Below are 12,970 nucleotides of genomic sequence, written 5' to 3'. Positions count from 1 at the left end.
TTTTGTCGGCCTTATCTTTTAAAAAGCAAAAGGAAAGAAAAACCCGCTACTTAACAACTGAATTTTTTTGAATACTTATAGTAAAAAACTAATAAACTTTTGTTTTTATTATGAATTTTTTTTGATAAAAAAAGTCTCCTTGCCTTGTTTTTCAACCTGCAATCCGAGGTTTATTTCTAAAGATGAAAAAACCGTTTCAATATTATCGATGGGATAGTAGCCGCCAACCCTGATTTCCCCCAACGAAGCATCACTGAGGATAATATTGTAAGTGGTATACCGGCTCACCTCTTCCACTACCTGACTGAGCGGTTGGTCTTTAAAGGCGAGATACCCTTTGCGCCAATAAAGATGACGATTAAGAGATTCTTGATCTTCTTCGCTAACTGATGCAACTGTACTTTCGTCAAACACCACACGTTTACCCGCTCCTACTACGACGCTACTGACAGCTTGTGTCACTGCACTGTTAGTCGGAGCTGTTGACTGAGGTAGGGAGTCCGGTTGTGATGAATGTTCCATTACCGACTCATCGGCACGTACTCTTACCGTGCCATGAGACACCAGTACGTCAACTTCCTCGCCTTTGAGTCTTACGGCAAAGCTCGTGCCCAACGCCTGAACATCGCCATTACCCGCCCTAACAATGAAAGGGTGCTCCGGGTCGGGGGCGACATCAAAATTGGCTTCACCATTGAGTAACCTTAACAGCCGTTTACCGTCCTGATACTCAACAACCAGGCGAGAATCGGTATTCAGCGTTACCACCGAACCATCAACCAGCGTCAGCGCTTTCTGGCCGCCCACCCGGGTTACGTATTCGCCATTGGTTGATTTAAACTCCACCATGGTCTTCATATAATACGCAAGCGGAACGATCACTGCGAAGGCAAAAATGGCAGCCATCTTAACTGCCCATTTGTGCCATGAATGACCCGATGCCACCGGCGCACTTTGTACAACCGGCCTGGCTTGCTTGCTCGCCGTTTCTTTTAAGCTATCAATACTCTCTGCCATATGCGTCAGAGTCTCGAAATGCAAACGGCTCTGTTTGGTCCAGGCATTGAGTGCACGCTGTTCTTCAACTGACAGATCGCCCCGATCAATTTTAACCAGCCATTCACCCGCCTGCTGGCGGACAGCTTGTTTACTATCCTTAAGATTTACCACGTCTTTCATTTTACGCTACTCTTTAAACCCATGATCTGCACCGATTCTGATACAGTAGTCGAAGCGTTTTCTGTCGCCTGACGTACATAGTTATCGCACCGTTCAAACCCCTTTGAAAGATGCTTTTCCGTTGTGCTAACAGACAAATCTAACTGGCTGGCAATCTCTTTTACGCTCAAATCCTGGAGTATTCTCAACCGGGTTACTTTCTGGCACTGTTCAGGTAATGAGGCCAGGGCTTCGAGCAATAGTTCACTTTGTCGCTCAGCAGAAATTGTCTCAACCGGATGGGTATCCTGGGCCGGTAAGCTCTGAATCGCATCATCATCAAGATAATCCGTCAGTTTAGCCGTTAGCTTGGTATTCTCTCGCTGTACCAGATTTTTTGCTGTTTTAAACATATACAGCTTGGGATACTCAATCGTATCTTTCTGATCCGCAGCAAATGTGCGTGTAAATGTTTCTTGCAATACATCTTCAACATCGCCCTTATGAAACAGGTATTTGCTTACCATGTTGCGAAGAGAAGATTTACAATCCACAAAAACTGAAAACACCGTCAGTTTTTTATCTAAGTTGTGCATAGTGTTCCTTGCTACCCAAGACTAGAAAATAATATTGAGGGCGGAAAAACCAATATTTTTATTTTTATTATCAGGCAAGGAAGGGCGTATTATTATTGAATTTGTATTTTGTATACTATCGCCCCTAACCCAGATTATGCTAACAGCTGAGTTTGGCAGACTCAACGTGTTTATAACAAAGAGGAAATTTACTTATTGTTGTCCTTTATTTAACTGGAACGGCTAAAGCTGCGTGATTTAGGGTATGGCGTAAAATTATGGATGGTACCCTGAGAAACCCGCTGCTGGGCCTCGCGCCAGTATTCTGGTGTCATCAAGTCGCCGTGTAAGGTTTTAAGCATTTCCTTAAAAGGCCGCTTGCCCACAATAAAGTGCTCAAACTGTTCAGGAAAGACATCATTAGGCGCCACCGAGAGGGTATCGAGGGCGTAAGGGTCATCAGATTTGGGAATTGAACGAAAATTCCGTTCGTCCATCCAGCATATTTCGTCGTAATCGTAAAAAATAACCCTGCCATGCTTGGTGATGCCAAAGTTTTTATGCAGCATGTCACCGGGGAATATATTGGCCATGGCAATTTGTTTAATACAGGTTCCCAGCTCATCAATGGCGTTATGTAATTTGTCCGGGTCGGTTTCCTGCTGTAAATACAGGTTAAGCGGTGTGAGTTTTTTCTCGATGTACAGGTGCTTTATAATCAACTCGTCATCGGTGAGCTCAACACTGGACGCACAGGTTTGCTGTAATTCCTCAAGGAGGGCCGGACATACCCGATCGAGGGGGAAACGGAAGTTAACGTATTCATGGGTATCAGCCATTCGCCCCACGCGGTCGGACATTTTTACCAGCTTGTAGCGGTCGATAACGTGCTCACGGGTGATTTTCTTACTTTCAGCAAATTCATCCTTAATGATTTTAAACACCACGCCGTAGGATGGCAGATGAAAAACCATCATGACCAGGCCCCGGATCCCCGGTGCTATTTCGAACTGGTCGTCAGATTGTTCCATATGGTCAAGGAAGTTACGGTAAAAAGCGGTTTTACCATGCTTGTAATGCCCCAGAGCGATAAAGAGTTCGAATACCTTTTTGTTGGGTAGCAATTCGTGTAAAAAGGCCACTAACTCTGCCGGATACTGGGTGTCGGCCATAAAGTAGCTACGGGCAAAACCAAATACCACACTTAAATCCTGACGTTCGGTAAGCAAGGCATCTACATAAATCTGGCGATTTTCATTGGTGTGTAAGGCGATAACAAAAGGTACAGTGCGTTCAGGCATACAAATGCGGCCAACCAGATAAGCGGCTTTGCCCCGGTAAAATACCGGTTTGAGCATTTCCACTGCGGTGACACTCGCCAGTTCTTCTTTGCTGAGCCGCGCTCGCAGGGCATCGTCAAGCTGCTGCATATCCCGTTCGCGATCTTCAAAGTGAATATTAAACCGGTAACAGGCAAAGATAGACTCGTACATTTCCCGTACCGTAGCATTGGTGTCAAAGCTATGGATGACTTTGTGACGGTCCTGTCCGGCTAAAAAGCAGCGGCTCGACATCACAAACATGATGGAGTTATCTATGGACTTGTGACGGAATACTTTACCTATCACCGAATTGTAAAACGTTTCGGCCAGTTCATATTGTGGGTGGTTTTCGATTAGTTCGGCAAAGGCTTTTTTAAGCAACTCCCAAAACTGGCGGTCCTTTTGATGATCCATAATAAAATCATATAACTCAGCCACCGCACTGGCGAGACTTTGCTCATAAAGGGAGATCCGCTCCTTGGAAGCGGCGATTGCCTGCTGCCACTGACCCTTTTCAAAACGTTCCTGGGCGCCACGGGTAACCCGACTGAACCAACGATAGTTCTTATCGAAGCTGGTCATAATTTGATAGGCCATTTTTTTGGCTTGTGCTTTATCCGCCACAGTGGTTACCCGGTTAGAAAGTCGTGCGTAAAACATAGCACATCAGTGGTGACTGTCGGTACGCCCTCCTGCGTTATGTTGATATAAATCAGCATGAATAATGGCGGCTAAGTTACACTTAAAGGGTATATCCGAAGGAGGTTAATAATGGTCAGGGTCACCCATGGGGTCACAATTGGTTTGGAACGGTTTGAAAACACGTTGTATGTGTCAATGAAAGCAGTGGGGAAACTCACTCATGATGATTACCAGTTCTTTACGCCACTGCTGGAAGGCGCATTGGAAACCATTGATTCACCACAGGTGAAAATGCTCTTTGATGCCACCGAATTTCACGGCTGGGAACTGCGGGCGGCCTGGGATGATTTTAAAATTGGGCTGCGTCATGGCAGTGAGTTCAGCAAAATTGCCATTGTTGGTAACGCCAACTGGCAGGCGCTGATGGCCAGTATTGGCAGTTGGTTTATCAATGGCGAGGTTAATCATTTCAGTGATACTCAGGAAGCCATAAACTGGTTGTGCGAATAAATTTTTAGTCTTCATCCTATTCTATCCTTGAGGGGATTCTTCCTCAGGGAGCAATTCGATTACTCTTCTTCTTTCTGTAAGATTAACATTTATTTTACATTTTTAGCCCTCTGAGCTAGTGCTACGAAAGATCTCTACTACACTAAAAAAATTGCACGAGCGGCCCGTAACTTTTTGTGTGTAATGGTGAGTCGGTTGCTTCGTGTTAGCGCGCAGTCAGGCAATGTCCTGACTTGTCTATTGCTATGGGACGTCAGCTGACCCCGGCTCAGTAGCATTGCTGGCTGAATTGACTGGCACCCTGGCACTAATTCTATGGAGGTGTACGTGGTACCAAGAATTAAGGTGAAAGGCTGGGCGGTTTATGCCATGCCTGTGCTCATCCCTGTGGTACTGAGTGGTTGTGGAGGCAGTGATAAGGACGAAGCAGAAACCGCTATGGTTTCGTTGTCTGGTTCGCCGGTGAAAGGGCCGTTGGCCCGGGCCACAGTATCCGCTTATTTAATTGACCCATCTCAGCCGGCTATGCTTGGTGAGCTGGTGGGCGAGGGCGAAACTGATGAGGCGGCGCAGATTACCGGTCTGTCGATTCCGCAAAATGAGACATCGCCGGTCATACTGGAGGTCATCGCCAATGACGACACGGTGGATATATCCACCGGCGAAGCCCCTGTCATTACCAGCATGTCAACCATTTTGGCCACGCCAGGCGGCGGCAATAATGTTTACCCATCCCCGCTAACTACCATTGCCCTGAGTCTGGCTAAACAAAATGCCGATCTCAGTACGAATGGATTTGGCGGCAACGGCGATGGTTCCGTGACTGCTGAAGAGCTGGTGGCGGCCTTTGAGGTTGCATCTCAGCAGGTGTTGTCGACCCTGGGCTTTGGCATTGATTCGTCGATAGACCTCAACAGTACATCACCCGTGCTGGATGACACCACCGCTGATGCCAGTTCACAAACCCTTGCCATCGCTTACCGAACTGCCATAGAGGCGGTAAGTGCAATTGTGGTGAACATGCAGGCAGACGCTCAGGCCAACAATGCGGCTTCGGTACTGACTACTAACCAGGTGCTTGATGGCCTGGCCGCTGATTTGAGTGACGGTGAAATAGATGGATTGGCGGCTGGAGCCGCTATCGATGCTTTTACCGATATCGCGGATGTGGTGGCCGAGGTGACGGTAGATATTGGTGCCCTAACCATTCCCGGTACGTCTGTTTTGGTTACGCAAACGGCCACAGTGATGACTCAGGAGACGGCCACCACCGGCAGTACGGTGGATACTTCAGCTATAGAATCCGGCGATGTGAGTTATACACCCCGCACCAACGCTTCGACAACGGTGACAGAGAGCGATACCGATGCCGATGGTGTTGTTGACTCCCAGGATAATTGTCCCGTCATCGCTAATGCGGATCAGCTCGATACCGATGCTGATGGCAGTGGCAACCAGTGCGATACCGATGATGATAATGATGGTGTCAGGGATGCTGAAGACGCGTTTCCTCTGGATCCATCCGAGAGTGCAGATGCTGACAACGACGGCACGGGTAACAATGCGGATACGGATGACGACAACGACGGTGTCGAAGACAGTCAGGACGCCTTTCCGTTTGATGCCAGTGAAACCCTGGATACCGATGGCGACGGCATAGGTAACAACGCTGATAACGATGACGATGATGACAACGTGATTGATGCCGACGATTTGTTTCCCTTAGATCCGGCTGAGTCGGAAGACGCAGACGGTGACGGGATAGGCAATAACGGCGATACCGACGATGACAATGATGGTGTTGAAGACGCCAGTGATAACTGTCCGTTGGTGGCTAATGCTGAACAGGGTGATGCAGATGGTGATGGTGTAGGTGATGCCTGTACCCAGGCAATCTGGGATCAGTTTAACTGGGATGCCGGATTATGGCAGTAAACCCCGTTGGCGCAGACACACTTTTGATTAATTAATGTTTTTCCATCAGTCATAGTGTGGCTGGTGGGTATGGAGTTGAAAATGAAAAAATTAAGCATTCTGGCATTATTCATCGGCGTTTCCTGTGGTGTAAATGCCGCAGAGGTAGAATCTGCTGACGTGACTACGTTTGTCAGTGGTACCCCGGCTACGGCTGCCGACGTTAACTCAACTATTGCAGCGCTGGTCACTGCCATAAACGATAACGCGGTTACCATTGCCCAATTGCAGTCCACCCTGAACAGTCAGGCTTCCCGGATAGCGGCGCTGGAAACGGCAGTGGAAAGTCTTAAGTCCGCCGACTCGGCATTTACCCTTGCAGGCAGTACTTACCGGGTCGGGTACATTGGTGCCGGTCATAACTACAGCAGCGATACGGGTTATGGTGCATCCGACAGTTACGGTGGCAATGCATTGGTGACCTTCAACGACGGTGGTGTACTGGACATCACTGAGCTTACCGAACTGGAGCAGGAGTTAAGCTTTGATTTGTATTGCAGTGACCAGGCTGATTCGTCTACCTGTAGCCGTAATCTGCAGGATTATTCTGATGCTGGATCAATTAGCGGTACCTGGTCGTTAAGCGGCAACGAGATTTCCATTACGCTGGAAGGTGAAACGGAAACCTGGTATGTCAGTGATAACGGCGACGTGATCCTGGCTAAAGATACTACGGATATTTTGCAAGAGGGCACGTCGTCGGCATTCTGGGCCAATCTGAGTATTGGCGTAAAAGTGTCGCAATAACGCCATTTTTTGTTAATCCAGCCCGGCAACTGGCCGGGCTTTTTTGTGCCCTGGCAGACTCCGAGTCGGATCAACTGCGGTTTAAGAAGAGCGAGTGTCAAGTTAAGCAAACGTATTGTCATTAGTAACGAATTTGAGGCAGAATGCCCGCATCTTGCCGAAACCACTTTTAATTAGTTACTTTTGAGGATAGCAATGGCTTCGCCTAAATTTCACAATACCTTCAGACAATACCATCGCTGGATTGGCTTTTTTCTGGCCGGCATCATGGCCGTTTACGCGCTCAGTGGCGTGTTACTGATTTTTCGTACCACCGACTTTCTGAAGTTTGAACAAACCTCCCATCGTCAGTTAGAAGCAGGCTTGAACGGTAAGGGGCTTGGCGAGCAACTACGTATGCGTGGGTTTAAAGTAGAACAGGAAACAGACGGTAAAATTGTTTTTCCGCAGGGCGAATATAACAAACAAACCGGTGAGGCCCGCGTAACGAGTAAGGATTACCCGTTCCCGCTGAACAAAATGGTTAAGCTGCATAAGGCTACAACTAACAGCCCGTTATTTATTATGAACATTGCCTTTGGTATTGCGCTGCTGTTTTTCGTGGTGTCGGCTTTCCTGATGTTTATCCCGCGGGCATTACCGTTTAAGAACGGGCTTAAAATCGCCGGTGTAGGTTTTGTGTTTGCCGTGCTGATGGTACTGTTTGCCAGCTAAAAATTTGCGCTAAAACAACAAGCCGCCTTGCTTTCGAGGGCGGCTTTTTTCGTTTTTGACGGTGCAACATAGCCACAATATTTGTTTTTTCGTACTGCTCCTTGTTACCACACCTTTTACTCATTACGGCAAAACTACACAATCTGGTGTCACCTGCCGATAACAGTTTTGCTGTGTCAGCGTTATTTAGCAAATTTATGTAGGCAGATAAGCAAAATCTTGAAAGCCGGGTTGTTAACAATTTGCTAACCTATCCGGGTTGTCATAAGCGGAGTGTTTTGCGTGAATCGTACCGCCGGTAAAAGTTATGTAGTTGTGTCTGCCACTGAAAAGTTTGGTTACGGGCTGGGTGACTTTGCGTCCAATTTATCCTTTGGCTTTGTTTCGTTATTTCTGCTGTTTTATTACACTGATGTGTACGGCATAAGTGCTGCTCAGGCGAGCTTTATTTTTGTAGTGGCCCGGGTTATCGACGCCGTGTTTAATTTACTGATCGGGGTTGCGGTGGACCGCACCAACACCCGCCACGGTAAGTTACGGCCTTATTTACTGTTTGGCGCCTTGCCGCTGGGTTTACTCACCGTGCTGTGTTTTGTGATGGTTGGCGACGACTACAAGTTTATCTTCGCGCTGTTTTCCTACACCTTGTATTGCCTGGCTTATACCACGGTGAATACCCCTTATTCCGCTCTCACCAACATGCTCACTCAGCATGAACAGTCGCGGGCCTCGTTGTCTGTCTACCGGTTTGCCCTGGCCAGCATTGGTTATCTGGTGGTGTCGACCACAGCCGGGCCTTTGGTAGCCCTTTTTGACTCGCCGCAAACCGGATATATCGTAGCCGTAACGCTTTACGCGACACTGGCGACGGTCACATTCTGGGCCTGTTTCGCCATGACCAAAGAGCGCGTGCAGGCCGAAAGTCATCCGCTGGAAGACAACGCGAAAAATGCTTGGCATGTTATTTTGCAAAACAAGCCGTTAATCAACGTGTCTTTTTATACCCTGTTCTTCTACATTGCCTATACGGTTTGGCTTGCTATTGCGGTGTACTTTGTAAAGTATGTGATTGGCGATGAAGCTTTCCTGACGACTTTTTTCCTCATTCAGACCATGGCTTACACTGGCGGGATCATAGCCTCAGAAAAGATGATTGCGCGCTGGGGCAAAAAAATGATTACCCAGGCGGCACTATTATTTGGCATCAGCGGTTTGCTTTATCAGTACTTTCTGGCCGGAGACAATATCACCGCAGTGATGACCGGCGTGTGTATGTTCAGTGTGACGCTGGGAATGGGCTTTGTGACAATGTGGTCTATGGTGCCTGATACCGTGGAATACGCTGAATGGCATTATAATACCCGGGCGGAAGGCACGATTTATGGCTTTTATAACTTTGTTACCAAGCTGGCTATGGCGCTGGGCGGCGGTTGTGCTGGCCTGCTACTGGATGTTTTCGATTACACCAGTGCAGCGCCTGATGCGGCGGCGGTGGCAGGCATAAATTTTGCCATGACTCTGTTTCCGGCGCTGATGTTTATACTGTGTATGCTGGTGGTGGCCTTTTACCAGCTCAACGAAGCCTCCTATCGCGACCTTATCGAAAACATCAACCAGCGCAAACTAGCCCGGCAGGCAAATGCGGGAGAAAACCATGAATAAATCAAACAAACCATGCCTGAGTGCCATGTCGATTGAAGACAAGGTGGCGCTGCTGACCGGTAACGGCCTCTGGAAAACAGCCCATTTACCGGCACACGGAATCGAGCCGCTCACCATGACCGACGGCACCTACGGGGTGCGTTACAGCCCTGAGCAAATCGACAATGATGGCAACTGGTCGATTACCGACTTCCTCGGCGTGGTTAATCAGCATGCCGATGACCAGACCGATAAAAAAGGCAGTGAAGCCTTGTTTGGTCACACCCTGCCAGCTACTTGTTTTCCTAATGGCTCTGCCCTGGCGTGCAGCTGGGACAATGAGCTGGTAGAGCAAATGGGTCAGGCTCTGGCCCGGGAATGTCAGGCACTGGGCGTGGATATTTTACTTGGCCCCGGCATCAATATCCGGCGTACGCCGTTATCGGGCCGTGGCTATGAGTATTACTCGGAAGATCCGTTACTTTCCGGCGAGCTTGCCGCCTCGCTGATCAATGGCTTGCAGGGCGAAGGCGTAGGCGCCAGCCTCAAGCATTTTGCCTGCAATAATTCCGAATACCGCCGCACCGAAATGGACTCCATTGTTGATGAGCGCTCACTACATGAAATTTATCTGTCTGGCTTTAAGCGCGCTATTGATAAGGCCGACCCGTGGACGTTAATGTCGTCCTACAATCGCTTAAATGGCCAGCAAACCTCGCAGCATCGAGGCTTACTGCATGACATCCTGCGTGAACAGTGGGGCTATAAAGGGCTGGTGATGTCTGACTGGTACGGCGTGAAAGACCGTCCGGCGTCGCTGCTGGCAGGCAACGACTTGGCCATGCCTGAAGTAGCCAGAGACAAAAGCGAATTGCTTAGCGCGATTGAGAGTGGCGAAGTAAGCATCGATGCGATTGATACTGCCTGTATGCGCATGCTTGAGCTGATTGAACGCATTGGTGCTGCGCGCAAGCAACCGCGGCCGGTAGACATGCCTGCTCACCACCGATTGGCCCAGCGTATTGCTGAAGAGTCTATCGTGCTACTAAAAAATACCGACGATCTGTTGCCTCTGGATACAACTCACACACATAAAATTGCCGTACTCGGGCCTGCCGCCCATACGCCGGTGATACAAGGCTCAGGCTGCGCCACAACGGTACCGAGCATACTAGACCGGCCGCTGGATGAAATTATCGATGTCGCCGGTGATGCGGCTGATGTGACCTACAGTGCCGGAGTAGCCGACGGCGCAACCAGCAGTGAACAGGCTCTGCTGCTAGCTTCTGCTCAGGCCGAGGCTGCTGATGTTGCTATTGTATTTATCAACACTGCAGTGGGTGAAGACGGCGAAAATGGCGACCGACAGCACCTGGATGTGGTGGCAAGTCATGCTGAGTTACTAAACGCCGTGGCCTCGGTACAGTCTAATGTAGTGGTAGTGCTGATGAATTCCGATGCGGTGGTTATGCCATGGCTTGGGCAGTGTAAAGCCGTGCTGGAAACCTTTTTCGCCGGGCAGGGTGTTGGCCGGGCTATCGCTAACCTGCTTTTCGGCCTGAAAAATCCCTGCGGTAAGCTCACCGTGACCGTGCCGAATTCACTGGAAGAAACCCCGGCTTATCTGCATTACCCCGGTGAGGCGTTAAAACACTATTACAGTGAAGGTATCTACGTGGGTTACCGTTATTACGATAAGCGCAAAATGACGCCTTGCTTCCCGTTTGGCTATGGCCTGAGTTATACCTCTTTCGAGTACCGCAGTATCGAGTTGGTAAACGATAAGCTGGGTACCGGCGAGTCGCTTCAGGTAGATGTCACGGTTGCCAACACCGGGGTCCGCTTTGGTAAAGAAATTATTCAGCTCTATCTGAGCTTCCCCGGTATTGAACTGGCGCAGCCGCCGCTGGCGTTAAAAGCTTACGCGAAAGTTGCCCTTAAACCGGGTGAAAGTAAAACCGTGCGCCTGACTGTGGGGGCTGATGATTTTCGTGCCTGGCATCCGGCGCTACATGACTGGATAGTCGAAGCCGGTTGTTATCAGGTGAAAGTCGGGCCCTCATCTCGGGAGCTGCCGTTGTCTGCTGCCGTGCAGGTGGCCGGTAGCGACTATCGGTTACCGCTTAAAGAAGACAGCTCGCTGGTGCAGGTGATTAAAGATGAACAGGCATTTCAACGGGTCGTCACGCTGGTGGCTGACAAAAGCGGTCTGGATCAGGCGGTTATCACAGAGCGCTTGCAAGCCATTGCTCCTGAGCTTTTCTGCGGGCTGTTTATTGCCCTGACTGAGTTTTTAAATGTGCCGGTTAGCCGTCCAGAACTGCTGGACGCCCTGCGAAGTGAATAATTAGCGGGGTTGAGCTAACCACTACACAACCTGATAAGCTATGCTTAACCATTGTCCTGATGATGCTATTGGTAAGGAGTAAGCCAGCCGGTGCAGCCTTTTCGCTTAGTTAATGCCCAGTCAGATAAGCAAGCTGTTGCCTTTGCCGGCACCTGCGAGGTGATCACCTATGACTCGGCGCAATTGAATATCTTTGCTGCTGAGCTCAGCCACTGCCAGCCCCACTGGCATGAAGCACCCGAGCTGGTTTATGTGCTGAAGGGCGCGCTTAGTCTCACGGTACATCAGCAGGAAGTCACGCTTAATACCGGTGATCTGGCCTATATCGGCCCCGATCTTATCCATGCCCTTGAAAACCAACACCAATGCGCGTTACTCACCCTGCAATTCTCGCCGCAATTAGGCCATGACACCCATACTTTGCCAGCGGGGTTTGGTCATTTTCGTGCAGACACACCAGTAGCCAGACAGTTAGTCTCGCAGTGCTTCACGCTGTTGGAGCGGGTTTTACAGCCGGATGCTGCTTTCTTTGCATTGCAGGCATGCACTTACTCGCTGCTGGTACTGTTAGAAGAGCAGCTCGGGCAGCAACCACAGATACCGGCAGGTACGGCGACTGACTCCCGTGAGGAAATGGTGATCCGCCAGAGTATTGCTTATATCAACGAAGCCTTCGCCGAGCCGCTTACCATAGCGGATTTGGCCGACCGGGCTTACTTAAGCTATTCCCACTTTTCCCGCTTATTTAAAAAAGTCAGCGGCTACAGTCCCTCTGATTATCTGGCTATGGTGCGGGTGAATCATGCCAAGCCTCTGCTTAAAAGCATGCAGGTGCCGATTACCGATATTGCCGAACGGGCTGGATTTGCAGAACACAGGGCCATGCTGGCGGCATTTAAGAAATACTGTGGTGTTACACCCACAGAGTATCGCAAGCAGTATTACGCCGATTTTGAATGGCGCGCCGATGATGAGCGCGTGACGTCTACCCCGAATAAACCACTGGCCTTATCCAGTGCCCGCAAAATGATGCAGGCCAGTATACTAAACCAGTAGCATAAAGGCGGTTTGTGGGAGTAGAAGTGAGCAGTACTCTCGTGATATTATGCGCGCCCAAAATGAAGATTCCCACCCAAAAAGGTCAGGGAACGGTCTTAAATTGTGCAAATGGCTGTTGACATATAGACGTCTATACGGCAAATTGACCACATGAAGACGATTATGAGCACCACCGGCATGATTATTACCACCTCTTTGAGGGCGGTCGCTGGCTAGTGCGCGTAAGCAAACAGACAACGAAAGCCCGCCCTGACAAGAGCGGGTTTTTTTTTGCGGTAATA

Annotated in this window: 10 protein-coding genes; 7 read left to right on the top strand and 3 right to left on the bottom strand. The window is 49.3% G+C overall.

What is annotated here, in order from left to right; all coding sequences use genetic code 11:
• Positions 1-108: 108 nt before the first annotated feature.
• The 3 genes from BFC17_RS19705 to aceK form a co-directional block, all read right to left on the bottom strand.
• Positions 109-1,179 (bottom strand): FecR family protein, encoded by a 1,071-nt coding sequence (locus BFC17_RS19705; protein ID WP_070178229.1) that lies wholly within the window; start codon positions 1,177-1,179, stop codon positions 109-111.
• A complete protein-coding gene (locus BFC17_RS19700; protein WP_070178228.1) occupies positions 1,176-1,754 on the bottom strand; it encodes an RNA polymerase sigma factor in 579 nt (192 codons plus the stop codon). The genes BFC17_RS19705 and BFC17_RS19700 overlap by 4 nt, the downstream gene beginning before the upstream one ends.
• Positions 1,755-1,963: 209 nt before the next feature.
• On the bottom strand, positions 1,964-3,715 hold the full coding sequence (aceK, locus tag BFC17_RS19695) for a bifunctional isocitrate dehydrogenase kinase/phosphatase (RefSeq protein WP_070178227.1): 1,752 nt from the start codon (positions 3,713-3,715) through the stop codon (positions 1,964-1,966).
• Between the two features lie 111 nt (positions 3,716-3,826).
• Between aceK and BFC17_RS19690 the strand changes: the two genes are divergently transcribed.
• The 7 genes from BFC17_RS19690 to BFC17_RS19660 all read left to right on the top strand — a co-directional run bounded on the left by BFC17_RS19690 (position 3,827) and on the right by BFC17_RS19660 (position 12,686).
• Positions 3,827-4,207: a SpoIIAA family protein gene (locus BFC17_RS19690; protein ID WP_070178226.1), complete on the top strand. Its 381-nt coding sequence runs from the start codon at positions 3,827-3,829 to the stop codon at positions 4,205-4,207.
• A 327-nt stretch (positions 4,208-4,534) separates the two neighbouring features.
• On the top strand, positions 4,535-6,142 hold the full coding sequence (locus BFC17_RS22860) for a thrombospondin type 3 repeat-containing protein (RefSeq protein ID WP_229680989.1): 1,608 nt from the start codon (positions 4,535-4,537) through the stop codon (positions 6,140-6,142).
• 81 nt (positions 6,143-6,223) lie between these two features.
• Positions 6,224-6,928, top strand: coding sequence for a hypothetical protein (locus tag BFC17_RS19680; protein ID WP_070178224.1), 705 nt, complete (start codon positions 6,224-6,226; stop codon positions 6,926-6,928).
• 195 nt (positions 6,929-7,123) lie between these two features.
• Positions 7,124-7,642 (top strand): PepSY domain-containing protein, encoded by a 519-nt coding sequence (locus BFC17_RS19675; RefSeq protein WP_070178223.1) that lies wholly within the window; start codon positions 7,124-7,126, stop codon positions 7,640-7,642.
• 282 nt (positions 7,643-7,924) lie between these two features.
• Positions 7,925-9,304 (top strand): MFS transporter, encoded by a 1,380-nt coding sequence (locus BFC17_RS19670; RefSeq protein WP_070178222.1) that lies wholly within the window; start codon positions 7,925-7,927, stop codon positions 9,302-9,304.
• Positions 9,297-11,630 carry a beta-glucosidase gene (locus BFC17_RS19665; RefSeq protein ID WP_070178221.1) on the top strand — a complete coding sequence of 778 codons (2,334 nt, stop codon included), beginning with the start codon at positions 9,297-9,299 and terminating at the stop codon, positions 11,628-11,630. Before BFC17_RS19670 ends, BFC17_RS19665 begins: the two co-directional genes overlap by 8 nt.
• Positions 11,631-11,720: 90 nt before the next feature.
• The gene (locus BFC17_RS19660) at positions 11,721-12,686 is read left to right on the top strand and encodes a helix-turn-helix transcriptional regulator (protein WP_070178220.1); all 966 of its coding nucleotides are present in this window, start codon (positions 11,721-11,723) and stop codon (positions 12,684-12,686) included.
• Positions 12,687-12,970 lie beyond the last annotated feature (284 nt).

The sequence above is a fragment of the Marisediminitalea lipolytica genome (genome assembly GCF_001758465.1).
GTDB classification, from domain to species: Bacteria; Pseudomonadota; Gammaproteobacteria; order Enterobacterales; family Alteromonadaceae; genus Alteromonas; species Alteromonas lipolytica.
This window is presented reverse-complemented; position numbering and strand designations above follow the sequence as displayed.